This is a genomic window from Sanguibacter sp. Z41_6, from assembly GCF_059621145.1.
This window is the reverse complement of the sequence record NZ_JCAQIF010000001.1, coordinates 737,361-756,656: the sequence shown is the minus strand read 5'-3', so window position 1 is coordinate 756,656 and position 19,296 is coordinate 737,361. Positions and strand designations below refer to the sequence as shown.

Sequence of the window (19,296 nt, the reverse complement as noted above, 5' to 3'; positions counted from 1 at the left end):
ATACGCAGTGCCACGCCCCCTGACAGTGCTCGCCCTCAGCCGGAACACGGGCGGGTTCTACCACGGTGAGCTCCTCGCCGGCCTGACGCGCGAGATCAGCGACGCCGGTGGACGGGTCATCGTCGTGCAGACCGCGGACCCGGGGACGGACACCTGGGACAACGTCACGTCCCCCGACTTCGACCTCCCTGTCGCCTGGGACCAGATCGACGGCGTCGTCGTCGTCGCTCTCGGTGTCGGCGCCTCGTACCTGCGCGCGCTCCAGGCCCTCGGCAAGCCCCTCGTCCTCGCCGACCAGGAGGTCGACGGGATCGTCGCTGCGACGTCGATGCCGGACAACGTCGGTGGGGTCACCGCCGCGGTCGAGCACCTCGTCGCGCACGGGCACCGCCGGATCGGGTTCGTCGGCAACCTCGACCAGCTCGACTTCCGCGAGCGCTACGCCGCGTACCAGGAGGTGCTGACCGCGCACGGCCTCCCCGTCGACGACTCGCTGTTCTACCTCGCGGAGAGCTACTCGGAACGGTCCGGTGCCCTCGCGGGCGAGGAGATGCTCGCCCGCGGCGACCTGCCCAGCGCCGTCATGGCAGCCACCGACGGCAACGCCATCGGCCTCATGCGTGTCCTCACCGACGCAGGCGTCGCCGTGCCGCACGACGTCGCGGTCATGGGGTTCGACAACACGATCGAGGGTGCCGTCGGCGGTCCGAGCCTGTCGAGCGTCGGGCAGCACTTCGACGAGGTGGGGGCACTCGCGGGCAGGCTCGTCGTCTCCGCGCTCAAGGGCTACCCGCCCGCACCCGTGCACCACGTCGCGCGCGCCGCCGTCGTCAACGTCCGGAGCTCGTGCGGGTGCCGGGTGGACCTCATGGACACCCGGGCGGTCTCCACGAACGCGACCGAGGTCCGGGTGGACCTGCGCGCGGAGCTCGCGTCGATCCTCCGGGTGCTCATCAGCCGGTACGAGCGCGCGGGCGGCCCTCCCCCGGACGTCCGCGCGGCGGTCGTCGAGATCGAGCGGCTCGTCCTGTCCGCGGAGGACCTCACCCTCTCCGACGTCCGCGACCTCGTGGCGATGCTGCGCCGGGTCGCGCGGGACGAGGACACCCTGAACCGGGTCGCGTCGGCCCTGGGCGAGTATGTGCAGCGCCTCGTCGAGCATGCCGGGGACGCGTCCGTCGGGGTCTCGGCGCTCTCGGCGTCCCGGGTGGACGCGGCCCTGTGGCAGCTGCAGATGCGCGCGTACGTCGAGCGGACGGCGCACCTCGCCGCGACCGTTCTCGAGCAGCACCGGATCGCCACCGACCTCATCACCTCCCAGGCGACCCACCCCGAGCGCCTCGGCTGGCTCGAGCGCTCCGACCTGCGGTGCGCCGCGCTCGGCATGTGGGAACGTGGCCCCGCCGCTGGCATCCTGCGGATCACCGGCGTCCATGACCCGCGCGGGATCCTCGACATGCGCCCCGGGGGCACCGTGCACGTGCGCGACTTCCCACCGCGCGCCTTCGTGGACGCCACCGCCGGACGGGCCGGAGAGGTCACCCTCGTCGTCCCCGTGCGCAGCGGGGAGAAGGACTGGGGCGTCCTCGCCGTGATCGTGCCCATCGACACCGTCGCGAGCCACGAGACGTACCTGCACTGGGCGGGCCTGCTGAGCTCGGCGTTCGAGGAGCGTGAGCTCCAGCGCAGCGTGCGGGTCAGCGAGGAGCGCTACGCGATGGCGGCGCAGGCCTCGAGGGACGGCCTGTGGGAGCTCGACATCGCCAGCCGGGAGATGTACGTCTCCGGGCGGTGCCGTGAGCTGCTCGGGCTCCGCGCCGAGGAGCAGATCGAGCTCGACCGCTGGACCGCCGCCGTGCACCCGGACGACCGGGAGCGCGTCGCGGCCGCGATGGGCACCGCGCTGCAGGACGGCGAGCCCATCGAGTGCGAGTACCGGGTCCGCCGGTCCGACGGCACGTGGCGCTGGGTCCTCAGCCGCGGACTGGGCCCGACGGACGCCCTGGGTCGCGTCACCCGCCTCGTCGGGTCGCTCGCGGACATCCACCCGCGCAAGGAGCTCGAGGAGCAGCTGCGCAGGGGCGCCCTCTTCGACACGGTCACGGGGTTGCCCAACCGGCGCCTGTTCCTCGACCGCCTGTCGGTCGCGGTGGCGCAGCCGAGCCGTCGGCCCGGTGCCGAGTACGCGGTGATCTTCCTCGACCTCGACGGGTTCAAGCTCGTCAACGACTCCCTCGGCCACCTCGTGGGTGATGAGCTGCTCGTCGTGGTCGCCGAGCGGCTCCGCGCCCAGCTGCGGCCGGTGGACACCGCCGCCCGGTTCGGCGGTGACGAGTTCGCCGTGCTGCTCACCGACCCGCTGCCGGACGAGCTCCTGAGCATCACGCGTCGCATCCAGGCGAGCATCGCCGACCCCGTGCTCCTCGCGGGGCACGACGTCACGGTCACCGCGAGCGCGGGCATCGCGACGTCGCAGTCCGGGTACACGGACCCTGAGGACGTGCTGCGGGACGCCGACATCGCGATGTACGAGGCGAAGGTCGCCGAGCGCGGCTCCGCGTCGATGTTCGACGCCGAGATGCACGTCCGGGCGAGCCGACGGCTGCGCGCCCGCGGGGAGGTGCGCACAGCGCTGGCGGAGCGCCAGTTCGTCGTGCACTACCAACCGATCGTGCCGCTCGACGGGACGCCGCTCGTGCACTTCGAGGCCCTCGTCCGCTGGGAGCATCCCACGCGGGGTCTCCTGGGCCCGGTGGAGTTCCTGCCCGCGATGGAGGAGGACGGCTCGATCGTCGCCCTGGGACGGTGGGTGCTCGACGAGGTGTGCCGACAGATCGCCGAGTGGCGTGCCTCCTTGCTGCACCAGGCGATCGTGTCCGTGAACGTCTCGCACCACGAGTTCTGGGCCGAAGGTCTCACCGACGCCGTCCGGGGGGCGCTCGAACGGCACCAGGTCCCGGTCACGGACGTCGTCCTGGAGATCACCGAGTCGGTGATCATGACGGACCTCGACCGTGCCCGCGCCGTCATGGACGAGCTCCACGACATGGGGCTGCTGCTGCACATCGACGACTTCGGCACCGGTCAGTCGTCCTTGCACGCGCTGCGGAGCTTCCCGGTGGACGCGTTGAAGATCGACGGGTCGTTCATCCGCGAGCTCGGGTCCGTGGAGGAGACCACGGAGCTCGTGCGGATCATCGTCGAGATCGGCCGTGTGCTCGGGCTCGACGTCGTCGCCGAGTGCGTGGAGACGCCCGACCAGGCGACCCGGCTGCGCGAGATGGGCTGCGACAACGCCCAGGGGTGGCTGTACGCGCGGGCGCTGCCGGGGGCGGAGGCCGGGTCCCTCGTCGGGCGCCCGTTGCCGATGATGACGATGCAGTCCCCCTGACGGGGGATAATCGAACCCGTGCCTGCTGAGCCTGCCCCCTCCGTGATCGACCCGTCCGACCTCGCGACCGTCCTGCGCGTCCTCGACCAGGTCAACGACCTCGACCCCGAGCACCCGGACAAGGTCGCGATGCAGCGAGCGACCGCGAAGCTCTACAAGACCGTGAAGAAGCAGCGGCGCGATGCCGCGAAGGACGCGATCCGCAGCGCGGACAACGCGGTCATCGCCGCGACCGCGACGGGCGCCCCGACGCGGATCGACGACGAGACGCAGGGCCTCGAGCTCGTCCCCGCGGCGCAGGGCACCAGCGCCGGACGCCTCCTGAAGTCGCAGGCCTGCTACGTGTGCAAGCAGCAGTACAACGACGTCGACGTCTTCTACCACCAGCTCTGCCCGGACTGCGCGGCGCTCAACCGTGCCCGGCGTGACGCGCGGACCGACCTCACGGGCAAGCGGGCCCTGCTCACCGGCGGGCGCGCGAAGATCGGCATGTACATCGCGCTGCGTCTCCTGCGCGACGGCGCGCACACGACCATCACGACGCGGTTCCCCAACGACGCGATCCGTCGCTTCACCGCGATGGAGGACAGCGCCGACTGGATCCACCGCCTGCGCATCATCGGCATCGACCTGCGCGACCCGGCCCAGGTGGTCGCTCTCGCTGACGACGTGGCCGCGCAGGGTCCGCTCGACATCCTCATCAACAACGCCGCGCAGACGGTGCGCCGCTCCCCCGGCGCGTACGCGCCGCTCGCAGCAGCCGAGGACGCTCCTCTCCCGGCCGGTTACCTGCCGGAGGTCACGACGTTCGGCCGCAGCCACGACACGCACCCTGCCTCGCTCGAGGGCACGGTGCCGGCGGAGGCGACGGCGCACGCCCACGCCTCGGTGACGACGGCGGACCTGTTGACGAAGCTGGCGCTCACGGCCGGGTCGGCCTCGCTCGAGCGCGTCGAGAACGCGACCGCGATCGACGCTGCGGGCCTCGTGCCTGACCTCGTCCACACGAACTCCTGGGTGCAGAACGTCGAGGACGTCGACCCTCTCGAGCTCCTCGAGGTCCAGCTGTGCAACAGCACCGCGCCGTTCATCCTCATCAGCCGGCTGCGGGCGTCGATGGCGTCCTCGCCCTCGCCCCGCAGGTACATCGTCAACGTCTCCGCGATGGAGGGGCAGTTCAGCCGCGGCTACAAGGGTCCGGGCCACCCGCACACGAACATGGCGAAGGCCGCGGTGAACATGCTCACGCGGACGAGCGCACGGGAGATGTTCGAGACGGACAACATCCTCATGACGAGTGTCGACACGGGGTGGATCACGGACGAGCGGCCCCACACGACGAAGGTGCGCCTCGCGCAGGAGGGGTTCCACGCGCCCCTCGACCTCGTCGACGGCGCGGCGCGGGTCTACGACCCGATCGTCCGCGGGGAGCTGGGCGAGGACGTGTTCGGCTGCTTCCTCAAGGACTACCAGCCCTCCGCCTGGTAGGCGGTCGCCGCGCGCGTCCGCCCGGGCTGGTCAGCCTGTCGCGCGCTGCGGGGTGAGGATCCCGGCAAGGTGGTCGACGATCCGGACGTCGCCGTCGAGCCACGGCACGTCGAACAGCTCGCTGTGGTCGAGCCACTGCAGGGCGTCGTGCTCGACGAGCGGCCGCGGGACCCCGTCGGTGACGCGGGCGAGCCACAGCCGCATGACGTGGCGGTCGGTGATGATCCATCCGCCGGCGTCGGGTCCGACGATCTCGTCACCGAGCTCGACGTCGATGCCGAGCTCCTCGCGGAGCTCGCGGTGGAGGCCGGCCTCTGGCGTCTCGCCTGCGTCGACCTTGCCCCCGGGGAACTCCCAGCGCCCCACGAGGTGCTCCGGGCGTGAGCGGCGCGCGGCGAGGAGACGACCGGGGGTGCGGAGATCGTCGACGATCGCCGCTGCGACGACGAGGACGGGTTGTTTCATACCGGAAGTGTCTCAGGTGAAGGTGTCGCGCACGTGTCGTACGGTCCCGGCATCCGCGTCGTTGCGGATGACCGGACGTGCCGGTCGTGCATCGTGCTCGTGCTACGTGGCTGTGCTCAGCTGTCGCCCTTGTACAGTCCGGCCTCGCGGGCCCACTCCACGGCCTCGGCACGGGTGGAGACGCCCAGCTTGCGGTAGACGCTGCGCACCTGCGACTTCACGGTGTTGCGGGTGACGAACAGCTTGGATGCGATCTGCTCCAGGGTGACCTCTTCGCTGAGGTTCGACAGGACGACGCGCTCCCGTCGGGTGAGCGAGCCGTTCGACGCCTTCGCCGCTCCAGACAACTCCATCGTGGTCATGGTTCCTCCAACGTTCTCCCGGCGGCCCAGTTGCTCTGGATCACGTAACCGGTTCATCTGCTATATGGAGAGAGTCGGTTCTCCTGCGTCTATGACGCCGGTTCACCCGGAACTTTCAGTTTTTCCGTCCTGCGTGGAAAGCACATGAGGTCCTGCCCCGTTGCCGGCCTCCTGTCCCGGACTTCAGGATAGGGAACATTGCGGTCGGCGTCTCTCGAACGGGACGCCCGACTCATCGTCAGACTCCTCCCAGGTCATGAGGAATTCACCCGCGTCGTGACCGTACCGTTACGATCCGAACCGTTCCGCATACTCGTCGGCTGTGAGCACGGGCCCCGTGCTCTCGACGGCGACCTTGAGCAACCACCCCTCGCCGTAGGGGTCGGAGTTGACGAGCTCCGGGCTGGCGACCGCGGCCTCGTTGACCTCGACGACCGTGCCGGTGACCGGTGAGTACAGCTCCGAGACCGACTTCGTCGACTCGATCTCACCGACGACGGCGCCCGCGACCACGGCGGTGCCCACGGCTGGGAGCTCGAGGTAGACGATGTCACCCAGGGCGTCCTGCGCGGTCCACGTGATGCCGATCGTCGCGGGCTCGGTGCTCGTGAGCCACTCGTGCTCGGCGGTGTACGTGAGGTCGGCGGGGAAGTTCGTCATGGCAGGTTCTCCTCGGGTCGTGCGTTCAGACTAGGCGGTGGCGGGCTTGCGGTAGAACGGCACGGCGACGACCTCGGCCTCCTCGGCACGGCCGCGCACGTCGACCGCGAGGCGCGTCCCGACGGCCGAGACCTCGGGGGTCACGTACGCGAGCGCGACGGGGTACCCGAGCGTGGGCGACGGCGCTCCGGACGTCACGTGCCCGACGACCGGCTTCGTCGCGTCCATGAGCACCGGGTGGCCGGCGCGCGCGGGGCGCCGCCCGAGGACGCGCAGCCCGACGAGCACCCGGGCGGGCGGGGAGCCCTTGCGAGCCTGCAGCGCAGCGCGGCCGACGAAGTCGACGGGCTCACCGTCCGGGCCCGTCTTGTCGAGCCGGACGACCCGTCCGAGGCCGGCCTCGTAGGGGGTGGTCGTGCGGTCGAGCTCGTGGCCGTAGAGCGGCATCCCGGCTTCGAGGCGCAGGCTGTCGCGCGCGGCGAGGCCCGCCGGCACGAGCCCGTCCGGCGCCCCGGCCTCCAGCAGCGCGCGCCACAGCGCGGGTGCGTCAGCGACGTCGACGAAGATCTCGAAACCGTCCTCGCCCGTGTACCCGGTCCGGGCCACCTGGGTGGGCGCTCCCGCGACGACCGCGGGCGTGATCGCGTAGTACTTCAACGACCGGACGGACTGCGCGTCCTGCGCGCCGACGAGGCGGACGAGGATCTCCTGCGCCCGCGGCCCCTGGACCGCGACGAGCGCGGTGGCGTCGGACGTCGAGGTGACGTCGGCGTCGAACCCCTCGGCGCGGGCGGTGAGCTCCGCGAGGACGATGTCGGCGTTCCCCGCGTTGGCGACGACGAGGTACTCGGTGTCGGCCAGGCGGTAGACGACGAGGTCGTCGAGCACGGACCCGTCCTCGGCACAGAGCATCGTGTACCGCGCCCGGCCGACCTCGAGCACGCTCAGCCACCCGACGAGCGCGTGGTCGAGCGCGGCACCGGCCTCGGGTCCGGTCACCGTGATCTCGCCCATGTGGGAGAGGTCGAACAGGCCGGCGGCCGTGCGGACCGCGGTGTGCTCCGCGATGTCGCTGCCGTAGCGCAGGGGCATGAGCCAGCCACCGAAGCCGGTGAGGCTCGCCCCGAGCGCGACGTGCTCGTCGTGCAGGGGGCTGCGGCGGTCGGGCGCCGGGGCGTCCTGGCCGGCGGGCTCCGGGGTCTGGGTGGGCTGCATCAGGACTCCTCGGTGGACTGGGGTGCGACGGCGGCGACGGGTGCGGACCGTGGCGCGGGGACGTCGTCCGCGTACGCCTCGATCGGGGGGCACGAGCAGACGAGGTTGCGGTCACCGCGGGCGCCGTCGATGCGGCGGACGGGCGGCCAGTACTTCCCGGCTCGCAGGGACGCCACGGGGTAGGCGGCGGTCTCCCGCCCGTACGGCTTGTCCCAGGAGTCGCTCGTCACGCTCACCGCGGTGTGCGGTGCGTTGCGGAGCGGGGACTCACCGAGCGACCACGTGCCGTCGGCGACGGCGTCGATCTCCGCGCGGATGGCGAGCATCGCGTCGATGAAGCGGTCGATCTCCCCGAGGTCCTCGGACTCCGTCGGCTCGACCATGAGCGTCCCCGGGACGGGGAACGACAGGGTCGGCGCGTGGAACCCGTAGTCCATGAGGCGCTTGGCCACGTCCTCGGCGGTGACACCGGTCTGCGCCGTGAGGGGGCGCAGGTCGAGGATGCACTCGTGCGCGACGAGCCCGCCCGGTCCGGTGTAGAGGACGGGAAAGGCGTCGCGCAGGCGCGCCGCGAGGTAGTTCGCGGAGACGACGGCGATCTCCGTGGCCAGGCGCAGACCGTCCGGCCCCATGAGGGACACGTAGGCGTACGGGATGGGCAGGATGCCCGCGGACCCGAAGGGCGCGGCCGAGACGGGCGTCGCAGCTGCGGGGTCGCGCGGGTCGCCGGGGAGGAACGGGACGAGGTGCTCAGCGACCCCGATCGGCCCGACTCCGGGGCCGCCACCGCCGTGCGGGATGCAGAACGTCTTGTGCAGGTTGAGGTGCGACACGTCGCCGCCGAACTGCCCGGGCTTGGCGAGCCCGACGAGCGCGTTGAGGTTCGCGCCGTCGATGTACACCTGGCCGCCCGCGGCGTGCACGAGGTCGCACACCTCGCGGACGTGCTCCTCGTACACGCCGTGCGTCGAGGGGTAGGTGATCATGATCGCCGCGACCTGCGGGCCGTGCTGCTCGAGCTTCGCCCGGAGGTCGTCGAGCAGGATCTCGCCGTCGTCGGCCGTCCTGACGACGACGACGCTCATGCCCGCCATCGCTGCCGAGGCGGCGTTGGTGCCGTGAGCGGAGGCGGGGATGAGGCAGACGGTGCGGGCGTCGTCGCCGCGGGACCGGTGATAGTTGCGGATCGCGAGCAGACCCGCGAACTCCCCCTGGGACCCGGCGTTGGGCTGCACGGACACCGCGGCGTAGCCGGTGATCTCCGCGAGCTGCGCCTCGAGGGTGCTGATGAGCTCGGTGTACCCGGCCGCCTGCTCCCGCGGGACGAAGGGGTGCAGCCCCGCGAACTCCGGCCACGAGATGGGTTCCATCTGGACGGCAGCGTTGAGCTTCATGGTGCACGAGCCCAGCGGGATCATCGTGCGGTCGAGCGCGAGGTCCTTGTCGCTGAGCGCGCGGAGGTACCGCATCATCTGCGTCTCGCTGCGGTGCACGTGGAACACCGGGTGCTCCATGTATGAGGAGCTGCGGAGGAACGCCGGTGGGATGTCGGCGCGGGGCGCGGCATGCGGGGACCCCGGCCCGCCCGCGGCTCCTTCGTCGCCGATGCCCGAGCCGAGCCCTGCCGGGCTCCCCGCACTCCGCGCTGCTGCGACCAGGACCTGACGGAGCTGTTCCACGTGGAACGTCGTGGTCGTCTCGTCGCAGGCGATCTGGATGTGGTCGTCGTCCGGGGCGTAGATGTTGATGCCGGCGTCGTCGGCTGCGACCGTCAGGGCCGTTGCCGAGCCGGGAGCGTGGATGCGGACGGTGTCGAAGAAGACCTCGTGCTCCACCTCGTAGCCGGCGTCCGCGGCTGCCTGCGCGACCGCCGTGGCGTGGGCGTGGACCCGGGTGGCGATCGCGCGCAGCCCGTCCGGGCCGTGGTAGACGGCGTACATCGAGGCGACGATGGCAAGGAGGGCCTGGGCCGTGCAGATGTTGCTCGTCGCCTTCTCGCGGCGGATGTGCTGCTCGCGGGTCTGCAGCGCCAGGCGGTAGGCGGGGGCGCCGTCGGCGTCGACGCTCACGCCCACGAGGCGGCCGGGGAGCATGCGCTCGATCCCCTTGCGCACGGACATGAACGCGGCGTGCGGGCCACCGTAGAACAGCGGGACACCGAAGCGCTGGGCGGAGCCGACGGCGATGTCCGCACCCGCGTCGCCGGGCGCGGTCAGAAGGGTGAGGGCGAGCAGGTCGGTCGCGACCGTGACGAGAGCGCCCGCCGCCTTCGCGTCCGCGACGAGCGTCGTGAGGTCACGGGCGCGGCCGCTCGCGCCGAGCTGCTGGACGACGAGCCCGACGACGTCGGCCCCTGCCAGACCGGCGGCGTCGAGCGCGGCGCGCGTGCCGGCCTCGAACCCGTCCGTGAGGTCGGCGACGACGACGGGGAGGCCGATCGCCTCCGCGCGGCCCTTCGTCACCGAGAGCGACTGGGGAAAGAGGTCGGCGTCGAGCACGACGACGCCGGGACCCGCCGTGGCCGGGCGCTTGGCCGCGCGCCACATGAGCGCCACGGCCTCGGCGACGGCCGTCGCCTCGTCGAGCAGGGAGGCGTTGGCGACCTCGAGGCCGGTGAGGTCGCTCACCATCGTCTGGAAGTTGAGGAGCGCCTCGAGGCGACCCTGCGAGATCTCCGGCTGGTACGGCGTGTAGGCGGTGTACCAGGCGGGGTTCTCGAGGACGCCGCGGCGGATGACGGCCGGCGTGATCGTGTCGTAGTAGCCGAGGCCGATCATCTGGGTGCGGGGCTGGTTCTTCGCGGCGAGGCCACGCAGGTCAGCGAGGACCTCCGCCTCGGTCCGCGCGGCCGGGAGGTCGAGCGCACCGTCGAGCCGGATGGACGCGGGGACCGCCGCGTCGATGAGCGCGTCGACCGAGTCGTACCCGAGGTGCGCGAGCATCGTCGCGACCTCGTCCGGGCGGCCGACCTCACCGTCGCCGGGGCCGATGTGCCGGTGGACGAACACGTCGCCCGGGTGGGTCTGAGCGGGCTGGGTCACGAGGGCTCCTGGGATCGGGGACGGCGGAGCCGTCCCACGGGCGGTGGGACCCTCCCCGCTCTGTCCTCAGACGCGGCCCCGGGCAGGGGCCGTGACGCTCGTCAGTGTCGACCTGAGAGTTTGGCCCGCGCCTCGTGCGCACGGGCTTGCCCCTTCGGTGAGGCGCGCAGCGACCACGAGGGGCTGCGCGCCTGCTGTTCAGAGTTGCCTCGCCGTGGCGGTACGTGGGCCTGAGAGTTTCCCGGGGAGGGTTTGCTCCTTCGGCGCCTGACGTGTGCGGGAAGCGGGGTCAGGGCTCTCCCGCCGCGGTTCGAGCAGCGCGATATGTGGTTAGGGGGTCAGCGTACCGGGGGGACCCGCCACGTGGAACGCCTGGTCACGCGTCGTCCTGCGCGACCTCCGGGTCAAGGACGTCGTCCCCCGTCGCGAGGCGCCGCCGCACGAGCTGTGACTCGACGACGATGAGCGCGGCAACGCCCGCGACGCCCGCGAGGAAGAGCAGGACGACGGGCAGCACGTCACCGTCGGGGGCCTGCACCCCGCCGTCCTCGGTCTGCCACGGCCACAGCGCGCGCAAGGAACCGACCATGAGACCGGTCATGATCGTCAGGGTGAGGCGACGCCGGTGCTCGAGCAGCCACTGCAGCCCGGAGACGAAGATGCTCAGGCCGACGATGGCGCCGAGCACGAACACGCCGAGGTACGCGAGGTCGCGGTCGTTCACGGCGGCGAGCGTCGGCTCGTACATGCCGACCGTGAGCAGGATGAACGACCCGGACACGCCGGGCAGCACGAGCGCGCACACGGCGACGGCCGCGGCGAGGGCGACGAGCCAGCGTGCCGGCTCGATGGGGCTGATCGCGGGGATGCTCGTGAGGAGGAACGCCGCGAGCGCCGCGAGCGCGGCGACCGCATAGTCCCGTGCGGCCCACCGCCCACCGATCATCCGGGCGGGCACGATGATCGACGCAGCGATGAGGCCGGCGAACACCGCACGCGTCTCGACCGGGTGGGACTCGATGAGGGGGCCGAGGAGGGCGGACGCCACGATGATGGCCAGGAGCATCCCGATGCCGGCCGGCAGCACGATGCTCCAGCGGACGTCCCGAAGGTGGGCACGTGCCCGGTCTGTGCCGCGGCCCTGGGTGACATCGATCGCTCCACGGACCACCCCACGCACGAGGCTCCCTGCCGACTCGATGAGGTCGTCGTAGATGCCCACGATGAGCGCGACGGTACCGCCGCTCACTCCCGGGATGATCTCGACGGTCCCGATGAGGGCGCCTCGGCCGAAGTCGATGGTCGGGCGGAGCAGGTTCACAGGGGCGGTTCCTCTCGACGGCACAGGGTCCAGACGGCATGACTTTCAGGCAGCTCGCGCGGCCTGAGGAAAGGTGATGCGTCCAGCCTGACATACCGCCGGGGCACGTCGGGAGCCCGCGGGCGGGGTCCGATGACGAGTCGGACGGATCACCCGACTCGTCGTCAGGCTCTGCGGGACAGGCCGCCCTGCCACGCGACGATCCGGTCCACCGCTTCCGCGACGGTCTCCGGCGCCGCGGCGAACGACAGCCGCACCCAGTCGCGCCCGTGCACGGTGTCGAAGTCGGTGCCCGGGGTGAGAGCCACGCCGGTCTCGGCGAGCACTCGCTCGCACCACGTCACGGAGTCGATGCCGGAGGCGGCGATGTTCGCGTAGATGTAGAACGCGCCGTCGGCGGGCGCGACGGTCTCCCAGCCGAGGTCGTCCAACCGGTCGAGGACGAGCTGCCGGGAGACGGCGTACTGCTCGACGTTCTGCCGGGCCGCCGCGTAACCCTCGTCGCTGAAAGCAGCCACTCCGGCGTGCTGGGCGAGGGCCGGCGGGCACAGCGACACGTTGCTCGCGAGCGCATCGACGGGCCCGACGAGGTCCGGCGGCAGGAGCAGCCACCCGAGCCGCCAGCCGGTCATCGCCCAGTACTTCGAGAACGAGTTGACGACGACGTGCCCGCCAGCGAGCGAGGACGCGACGGTCGCGACCTGGGGTGCGGTGGCGGCCTCACCGGGTCCCGCCACCTCGTCGCCGTAGGTGATGCCGTGGTAGATCTCGTCGCTGATGAGGCGGACGTCGTACTCCGTGCACCAGGCGGCGAGCGCCGCGAGGTCGTCCGCGGGGATCATCGTGCCCGTCGGGTTGGCAGGGCTGGCGACGACGACGCCGTCGAGCCCGCCCTCGTAGTACGCCTGCTGGAGCTGGGAGATGGTCGGCTGGTAGCGGGTCTCGGGGCCGCAGTCGAGCTCGACGACCTCGCACCCGAGCGACGTGAGGATGTTCCGGTACGCGGGGTAGCCGGGGCGGGCGAGGGCGACGCGGTCGCCGACGTCGAACGCGGCGAGGAACGCGAGCATGAACCCGCCGGACGACCCGGTGGTGACGGCAACCTGCGCGGGCGACACCTCGACGTCGTACCAGCGGCCGTAGTGGTCGGCGATGGCCTGCCGGAGCGCCGGGGCGCCCATCGCCTCCGTGTACCCGAGGTCCCCCGCGGTGAGCAGGTCGATCGCGCGGTGCCGCACGGCCTCCGACGCTCCCGTGGAGGGCTCCCCCGCGCAGAGGTTGAGCACCGACTCCCCTGCCGCGCGTCGGGCGTTGGCGGCGGCGAGGATCTCCATGACGGCGAACGCGGGGACCTGGGCGCGGCGCGAGATCTTCATCCCGTCATCCTCCCAGCGACCTCGCCGGCCCGGAGCCGCGCCGTCGCCCGGACGTCGATCGAGACGTGCCTGATCGTGCCGTCGACACCTCCGCCGTCAAGAGCGAGGAGCGAAAGCAGCTCGAGGATGGCAACGAACGGCATGAGCAGGAGGCGCGCGACCATCACCCAGGCTGCGCGCCACACGCCGGGGACCGAGCCGTCCGCGACCCTCAACGTGCACAGGCCGGTCAGTCGTTGCCCGACAGACCGTCGGTGACCGGTCGCCATGCCGTACACGACGAGGGTCAGGGGGAGGCACAGGACGGGCAGCGCGCCCGCTGTCTCGGGGCCCGTCACCCCCACGAAGGCCACCATGATGGGGATGGCGACCACCCAGACGAGGAGGGTGTCGACGAGCCACGCGACGGTGAGCCTCCCCCAGGGCGCCTCGACGGCTACCTGGCCGTCGGCGAAGTGGACGAGCGATGGTTCGCTCGTCGTGGATCGTGTCCGTGCCATCGCCCTCGCTCCTCGTCTCCGCGCCGTCCCGACGGTGTGCGCTCAGCGTAGTGACACGACGACCGGACGGGCAGCCGCTCGCGCCAGGGCCTCGCGGGTCGGCCGTCAGGCGAGGGAGAGGAAGAGCTTCTCGAGCTTGGCGACGTCGAGCGACGGCGTCTCGGCGCCGGGCTCCGCGACGAGGCACTGGCGCATCCCGGAGGCGATCATGGCGAACCCGGCGCGGTCGAGGGCCCGGGAGACGGCGGAGAGCTGGGTGACGATGTCCTCGCAGTCCTTGCCCTCGTCGAGCATCCGGATGACCCCGGCCAGCTGGCCCTGTGCACGCTTGAGGCGGTTGCTCACCTTGATCATCTCGTCGCGGTCGAGTTCCACGGGGTCCTCCTCGGTTGGGCCGGGCTCATGCTACGGGGCGTAGCCGTCCGACGCGGGTCGTTCAGGCGGCGCGGACGCTCGTCAGGGCAGCACGCAGGCGCTTGGTGGCGTCCTCGGTGACGGCCCGCAGGGCGGGGTTGTCCGTGAGGACGACCATCGCGGAGGGGTCGAGGGCCTCGACCACCGTCTGCCCGTCGTCACCGTCACGGACGACGACGTTGCACGGCAGGAGCAGCCCGATGCTCGGTTCCCGCTGCAGCGCCTGGTGCGCCAGCACGGGGTTGCAGGCGCCGAGCACCACCTGGCGGGGGACGTCGACGTCGAGGGCGTTCTTCAGGGTCGCGCCGAGGTCGAGCTCGGTGACGATGCCGAAGCCGTTCTCGGCCAGGGCCCGCCGGACGGCGGCGAGGGCCGTGGGGTGGTCGAGGTGGGTGGTGATGGTCAGGGCGTAGGTCATGACGTGTCCCTCGGGGTCACCGACGCCGGTGGGCGTCGTGGTGGTCAGTGGCATGTGCACTGCTGGTCCTCGGGCACGGTCGCCATGACGTCGTCGACGTGCATGCCGCAGCCGGTCCAGGTGACCTTGCCGCAGGTGGTGCAACGGATGGGACTGCACATGGTGGTTCTCCTTCTGGTGGTGTCGCGCGGCCGGGGCCCGGCCGCGGTCGATCAGGTATCGATCAGTGGCGCGCGGCGCCGTCGGCGTGCTGGCGGGCGTCGAGCTCGGGGTGGGCGAGCTCCGGGTGGGCGGTCGTCAGGCTGATCCAGCCGCCGGAGAGGTTGCGGGCGTCGAGGCCTGCTGCGAGCAGGACGCGGGTGGCGATGTAGGACCGCACACCGCTGGCGCAGTGCACGCTCACCGGTCGTCCTGCGGCGGCCGCGCGGACCTCCTCGACGCGCTCCCGCAGCTCGGTGTGGGGGATGTTGAGCGACTCGTCGAGGTGGCCCTGCTCGTACTCCGCCCGGGAGCGGACGTCGAGGACGAGGGTGCTGCGGCGGACCTCGTCGAGGTCGCCGGGGTGCCACTGGGGCAGGGTGCCGTCGAGGACGTTCTGGGCGACGAAGCCGAGCATGTTCACGGGGTCCTTCGCCGAGCCGTAGGGCGGGGCGTAGGCGAGCTCGAGCTCGGCGAGGTCGTCGGCGGTCATCCCGGCGCGCAGCGCGGTGGCGAGGACGTCGATCCGCTTGTCGACCCCGTCACGCCCCACCGCGTGGGCGCCGAGGAGCCGGCCGTCGCGGGCGAACGTCGCGAGGATGTGCACCTGCTCCGCCCCGGGGAAGTACCCGGCGTGGTGGGCGGGGTGGATGCGGACGACCTCGTGGTCGATGCCTGCTCGCTGCAGCGACGCCCTGCTCGCGCCGGTGACGGCGGCGGTCTGACCGAAGACGCGCACGATCGCGGTGCCGAGCACGGGCGCCTGCGGGGTCGTGCGGTGGCCGAGCATCGAGTCGGCCGCGCGACGGCCCTGGCGGTTGGCCGGTCCGGCGAGGGGCACCGGGGCGACCTCGCCGGTGACGGCGCGGACGACGCCGACGGCGTCCCCGACGGCCCAGATGTGCGGGTCGCTCGTGCGCTGGTCGGCGTCGACGAGGATCTCTCCGCGCGGCCCGAGGTCGAGGCCCGCGGCCCGCGCGAGGTCGCTCGCGGGGCGGACGCCGACGTTGACGACGACGAGGTCGGCGGCGATCTCGGTGCCGTCGGAGAGCGCCACGCGCACACCCCGGGCACCGTCGGGCGCGACGCGTGTCGCGGACACGGCGAGGTGCAGGCCGACGCCGTGCGCGCGCAGCTCAGTGGACAGCACGGGCGCGAGCTCGGGGTCGAGCGGCGGGAGCACGTGGTCGGCGAGCTCGACGAGGTCGACCTGCATCCCGCGGGCGACGAGCGCCTCGACGGCCTCGAGGCCGATGAAGCCGGCGCCGACGACGACGGCCCGGCGCGAGGTGTCGGTGGGCAGGCGGTCTGCGGCAGCCATGAGGGCGTCGAGGTCCGGCACGGTGCGCAGCGCGTGCACGGCAGGGTGGTCGAGGCCCTCGACGGGCGGGACGACGGGTACGGCGCCGGGGGCGAGCAGGAGGGCGTCGTAGCCGAGCTCCTCGGTCGCCTCGTGGGCCTCGACGGTGACGGTGCGGGCGGTGCGGTCGATGGCGACGACCCGGCTGCCGGTGCGGACGTCGAGCGCGAGCGCGGCCCGCAGGGTCTCCGGGGTGTGCAGCAGGAGGGACGAGCGGTCCGCGATCTCGCCGGACAGGTGGTACGGGAGTCCGCAGTTGGCGAAGGACACGTAGTCGGTCTGCTCGAGGACGGTGATCGAGGCCGACTCGTCGAGGCGGCGGGCGCGGGCGGCGGCACTCATGCCACCGGCGACGCCCCCGACGATGACGATGCGGCGCGGGGTGCTGTCAGGTGTCTGGTGCATGTCTCCAACATACCCCCGGGGGTATACCTTCGCAAGGACGTTCACGTCAGTCCACCCCCTTCCGGGCACGATATCCGGACCACCTGGACCTGCCCGCTCCCGCGGATGGTGGGCCTGGACCCACCACCCGCGGGAGCTCCTCACGCCGCGCTACCCACCGAGCGGGGCGCGCAGGGCCATCCGGGTGGGGATGGCGATCGAGGCCACGCCGAGCACCACGGTCACCCCGGCGAGGAGCAGGTACGGGACGGGCGAGATCGTCGGGAACGGCTGACCGCTCACCCCCAGGGCGATCCCCGCCAGCGGCGGGATCGCGATCGCCGTCCCGAGCACCACGGCGATACCGACGACGAGCAGCGACTCGACCGCCGTCATCCGGCGCACCTGGCGGTCCGTGGAACCGATGAGCCGCAGGAGGTCGAACTCCCGGCGCCGTTCCGCCGTGGCCATGACGAGCGTGTTGACGACCGCGAGGCCGACGTACCCGAGGATCACCAGGAGGATGAGGAGCGAGACCCAGTCCTCGCCGGCGTTGACGTCGCCCGCAGCGGCGGCGAGCTCGGCCTTGCTCTGGGACACGAGCCCCAGGTCAGCCACGGTCGCCCGGACGTCCTGCGGTGCGGACGTCGCCACGAGGAGGTACTCGGAGAGTCCGGTCGTCGTGTGCGCCCGCAGCTCCGTACCGGACATCGTCACGTCGCCGAAGCCCAGGCCCCGCTCGTAGACCGCGACGACGGTCGAGGTCGTCAGGGTGCCGTCGCCGAGGTGGAACGTGACCTCCTCGCCCTCCCGGGCCCCGAGCGAGCGCGCGGCGTCGGTGCTCAGCGCGACCGTGCCGGGCTCGCTGACCCGCGTCACGTCCCCGCTCGTGACGTCGAGGTCGAGGGTGGCCTCCATCGCCTCGGCATCGACACCCTGGACGCCGAGCTGACCGACCATCGCCTCGCCGTCGATGACGTCCGTGATCACGAGGGCCCCCGACGTCGAGATGGCGTTGACCGCGTCCACCCCCGGCAGAGCCGCGACCTCCGCGGCCATGGTGTCGGAGATCCCGGAGGCAGGTGCCGCGACCACGAGGTCGGCGACCGTGCCGTCGGCCGACTGCCGGCCCGCCTCGGCCGAGACCGTCGTCGGTGTGAACATCTGGACGGAGCCGAGCGTGATCGCCAGGGCGAGCGGCACCACTGCGGCGCTCAGGCGCCGCGTGTAGCCGCGGGCGTTCGCGTCGGCGAGGACGACGGACGCCGACCGGCTGCGCCGCAGCACCGGACCGAGGACGTGCAGCACGCGCTCGACGATCCACGGGCCGGCGAGCCCTGCGGCGATGACGAGGACGAGCGCGGAGCTGCCGACGACGAGCATGCCGCTGAGGCCGGGGAGGAACAACGGCGAGATGGATCCGCCGAGCCCGAGAGCGAAGAGCACGACGCTCGTGATGATGCGTCCGCGGCCCAGCACCGGGGTCTCGACCGCGGACTCCCGCAGGGCGTCCACGGGCTCGATCGCGGCGGGCCGGCGAGCGGCCACCGCAGCAGCACCGAGGGCCGTGAGGACGCTGAGCAGGATGGCTGCGAGAGCGGGGAACGGCGAACGGACGAGCACGAACGACTCCGGGATGATCCCGCCCTTGGCGAACTGCTCACCCAGGAACGACGCGAGCCAGTACCCGGGGACGGAACCGAGGACCGCGGCGACGACGGCCACGAGGAGCACCTCGCGGGCGATCATCCCGTGGATCTGGCCACGGGTGGTGCCGACCGCCTTGAGGAGCGCGAAGTCCCGGCGCCGCTGCGCGACGGACAGGGCGAGGGTGTTCGCGACGACGAACACCGCGATGAGCAGCGCCGTCCCGGCGAACGACGCACTGAGTGCCGTGAGCATCCCGCGAGCGCCGAACGCGCCCATGGTCTCGATGTCCCCGCGGCGGTCCCCGGTGTAGACGTCGACCCCGCTGACGGCGGCGGTGATGTCGTCCGCGAGCTGCTCGGCGTCGACGCCGTCCTGGGCGATGACACCGACCATCGCGACGTGGCCCTCGCGGGGCGACAGCTCCGCGGCGGCAGCGTCGGTGAGGAACACGGTGCGGACCGGCTCGTCGCTCTCGGCGACGCCGCGCGGACCGTCGGCCCCGCCCTCGACGGTGCCCACGACGGAGTACTGCGTCGCGGTGCCGCCATGGGCGAGGGTGAGGGTCTCCCCCGGCGTGACGCCGAACGAGTCGTCGACGACGACGTCGCCGGGCTTCTGCGGCTCGCTGCCGGCGGTGAGCGTGTACGGGGTGAGCTCCGCGGAGCTCCAGCCGTGCGCGTCGACCAGGGCGTCGGACTCCGTGGTGAGCGGGACGCTGATGTCCCCCACGGCCCGCTCGACGCCGTCGACCGCGGCGATCTCGGCGATGGTGCTCTCCGGGACGGCGACGCGCTCGGGGAAGGCCTCGGCCATGTCGCCCGGGACGGGCAGCGACTGGGGGGCGCCGACGATGACGTCGGCGCCGGCGAGGCGGTCGGGCTGGGTCCCGCCCCGGATGCCGGACTCGAGGAGCACCCCGAGGGCGGTGACGAGGAGCGAGGCGCACAGCACGGCGATGAAGACGCCGGCGAAGCCGCGGCGGTTGTGGCGGAGGGAGGACCGGGCGAGGCCCCACATGGACAGGCCGTGCTGGGTGGTCTTCTGGGTGCTCAT

Annotated in this window: 15 protein-coding genes and 1 riboswitch; of the genes, 2 read left to right on the top strand and 13 right to left on the bottom strand. The window is 72.3% G+C overall.

The features are described from left to right. The first annotated feature begins 7 nt into the window (after nucleotides 1-7). On the top strand, nucleotides 8-3,391 hold the full coding sequence (locus AC54T1_RS03550) for an EAL domain-containing protein (RefSeq protein WP_496911054.1): 3,384 nt from the start codon (nucleotides 8-10) through the stop codon (nucleotides 3,389-3,391). Nucleotides 3,392-3,409: 18 nt separating this feature from the next. Further along, nucleotides 3,410-4,879 (top strand): SDR family NAD(P)-dependent oxidoreductase, encoded by a 1,470-nt coding sequence (locus AC54T1_RS03545; protein ID WP_484343951.1) that lies wholly within the window; start codon nucleotides 3,410-3,412, stop codon nucleotides 4,877-4,879. Nucleotides 4,880-4,909: 30 nt separating this feature from the next. Here AC54T1_RS03545 and AC54T1_RS03540 read toward each other — a convergent pair whose 3' ends face one another. From AC54T1_RS03540 to AC54T1_RS03480, 13 genes are all read right to left on the bottom strand, one after another. Beyond that, nucleotides 4,910-5,344, bottom strand: coding sequence for a (deoxy)nucleoside triphosphate pyrophosphohydrolase (locus tag AC54T1_RS03540; RefSeq protein WP_496911053.1), 435 nt, complete (start codon nucleotides 5,342-5,344; stop codon nucleotides 4,910-4,912). 116 nt (nucleotides 5,345-5,460) lie between these two features. Continuing rightward, complete coding sequence (locus AC54T1_RS03535) at nucleotides 5,461-5,706, bottom strand: LuxR C-terminal-related transcriptional regulator (RefSeq protein WP_484343949.1); 246 nt, start codon at nucleotides 5,704-5,706, stop codon at nucleotides 5,461-5,463. Nucleotides 5,707-5,994: 288 nt separating this feature from the next. Then, nucleotides 5,995-6,366 carry a glycine cleavage system protein GcvH gene (gene gcvH / locus AC54T1_RS03530; RefSeq protein WP_484343948.1) on the bottom strand — a complete coding sequence of 124 codons (372 nt, stop codon included), beginning with the start codon at nucleotides 6,364-6,366 and terminating at the stop codon, nucleotides 5,995-5,997. A gap of 30 nt (nucleotides 6,367-6,396) precedes the next feature. Then, the gene (gcvT, locus tag AC54T1_RS03525; protein WP_496911052.1) at nucleotides 6,397-7,581 is read right to left on the bottom strand and encodes a glycine cleavage system aminomethyltransferase GcvT; all 1,185 of its coding nucleotides are present in this window, start codon (nucleotides 7,579-7,581) and stop codon (nucleotides 6,397-6,399) included. Further along, nucleotides 7,581-10,622: an aminomethyl-transferring glycine dehydrogenase gene (gcvP, locus tag AC54T1_RS03520; protein ID WP_496911051.1), complete on the bottom strand. Its 3,042-nt coding sequence runs from the start codon at nucleotides 10,620-10,622 to the stop codon at nucleotides 7,581-7,583. Before gcvP ends, gcvT begins: the two co-directional genes overlap by 1 nt. A 208-nt stretch (nucleotides 10,623-10,830) precedes the next feature. After that, nucleotides 10,831-10,935, bottom strand: a riboswitch (glycine riboswitch). A gap of 63 nt (nucleotides 10,936-10,998) precedes the next feature. Further along, nucleotides 10,999-11,943, bottom strand: a complete 945-nt coding sequence (locus tag AC54T1_RS03515) for a DUF368 domain-containing protein (protein WP_496911050.1) — start codon at nucleotides 11,941-11,943, stop codon at nucleotides 10,999-11,001. 164 nt (nucleotides 11,944-12,107) lie between these two features. Further along, a complete protein-coding gene (locus AC54T1_RS03510; protein WP_496911049.1) occupies nucleotides 12,108-13,319 on the bottom strand; it encodes a pyridoxal phosphate-dependent aminotransferase in 1,212 nt (403 codons plus the stop codon). After that, nucleotides 13,316-13,819, bottom strand: a complete 504-nt coding sequence (locus AC54T1_RS03505; protein WP_484343943.1) for an RDD family protein — start codon at nucleotides 13,817-13,819, stop codon at nucleotides 13,316-13,318. Before AC54T1_RS03505 ends, AC54T1_RS03510 begins: the two co-directional genes overlap by 4 nt. 105 nt (nucleotides 13,820-13,924) lie before the next feature. Continuing rightward, the gene (locus tag AC54T1_RS03500; protein WP_484343942.1) at nucleotides 13,925-14,194 is read right to left on the bottom strand and encodes a metal-sensitive transcriptional regulator; all 270 of its coding nucleotides are present in this window, start codon (nucleotides 14,192-14,194) and stop codon (nucleotides 13,925-13,927) included. A gap of 61 nt (nucleotides 14,195-14,255) precedes the next feature. Next, nucleotides 14,256-14,705, bottom strand: coding sequence for a DUF302 domain-containing protein (locus AC54T1_RS03495; protein ID WP_496911048.1), 450 nt, complete (start codon nucleotides 14,703-14,705; stop codon nucleotides 14,256-14,258). Continuing rightward, nucleotides 14,696-14,812, bottom strand: a complete 117-nt coding sequence (locus AC54T1_RS03490; protein WP_496911047.1) for a DUF8730 family Cys-rich protein — start codon at nucleotides 14,810-14,812, stop codon at nucleotides 14,696-14,698. Before AC54T1_RS03490 ends, AC54T1_RS03495 begins: the two co-directional genes overlap by 10 nt. Before the next feature lie 62 nt (nucleotides 14,813-14,874). Beyond that, complete coding sequence (locus AC54T1_RS03485) at nucleotides 14,875-16,614, bottom strand: FAD-dependent oxidoreductase (protein WP_496911046.1); 1,740 nt, start codon at nucleotides 16,612-16,614, stop codon at nucleotides 14,875-14,877. A gap of 150 nt (nucleotides 16,615-16,764) precedes the next feature. After that, nucleotides 16,765-19,296, bottom strand: a complete 2,532-nt coding sequence (locus AC54T1_RS03480; protein WP_496911045.1) for an ABC transporter permease — start codon at nucleotides 19,294-19,296, stop codon at nucleotides 16,765-16,767.

Bases quoted from the DNA above. Each gene is read 5' to 3' on its own strand.
- AC54T1_RS03495 (WP_496911048.1), bottom strand. From the start codon at position 14,705: ATGCCACTGACCACCACGACGCCCACCGGCGTCGGTGACCCCGAGGGA.
- AC54T1_RS03490 (WP_496911047.1), bottom strand. From the start codon at position 14,812: ATGTGCAGTCCCATCCGTTGCACCACCTGCGGCAAGGTCACCTGGACC.
- AC54T1_RS03535 (WP_484343949.1), bottom strand. From the start codon at position 5,706: ATGACCACGATGGAGTTGTCTGGAGCGGCGAAGGCGTCGAACGGCTCG.
- AC54T1_RS03540 (WP_496911053.1), bottom strand. From the start codon at position 5,344: ATGAAACAACCCGTCCTCGTCGTCGCAGCGGCGATCGTCGACGATCTC.
- gcvT (WP_496911052.1), bottom strand. From the start codon at position 7,581: ATGCAGCCCACCCAGACCCCGGAGCCCGCCGGCCAGGACGCCCCGGCG.
- AC54T1_RS03505 (WP_484343943.1), bottom strand. From the start codon at position 13,819: ATGGCACGGACACGATCCACGACGAGCGAACCATCGCTCGTCCACTTC.
- AC54T1_RS03485 (WP_496911046.1), bottom strand. From the start codon at position 16,614: ATGCACCAGACACCTGACAGCACCCCGCGCCGCATCGTCATCGTCGGG.
- AC54T1_RS03510 (WP_496911049.1), bottom strand. From the start codon at position 13,319: ATGAAGATCTCGCGCCGCGCCCAGGTCCCCGCGTTCGCCGTCATGGAG.
- AC54T1_RS03480 (WP_496911045.1), bottom strand. From the start codon at position 19,296: ATGAGCACCCAGAAGACCACCCAGCACGGCCTGTCCATGTGGGGCCTC.
- gcvH (WP_484343948.1), bottom strand. From the start codon at position 6,366: ATGACGAACTTCCCCGCCGACCTCACGTACACCGCCGAGCACGAGTGG.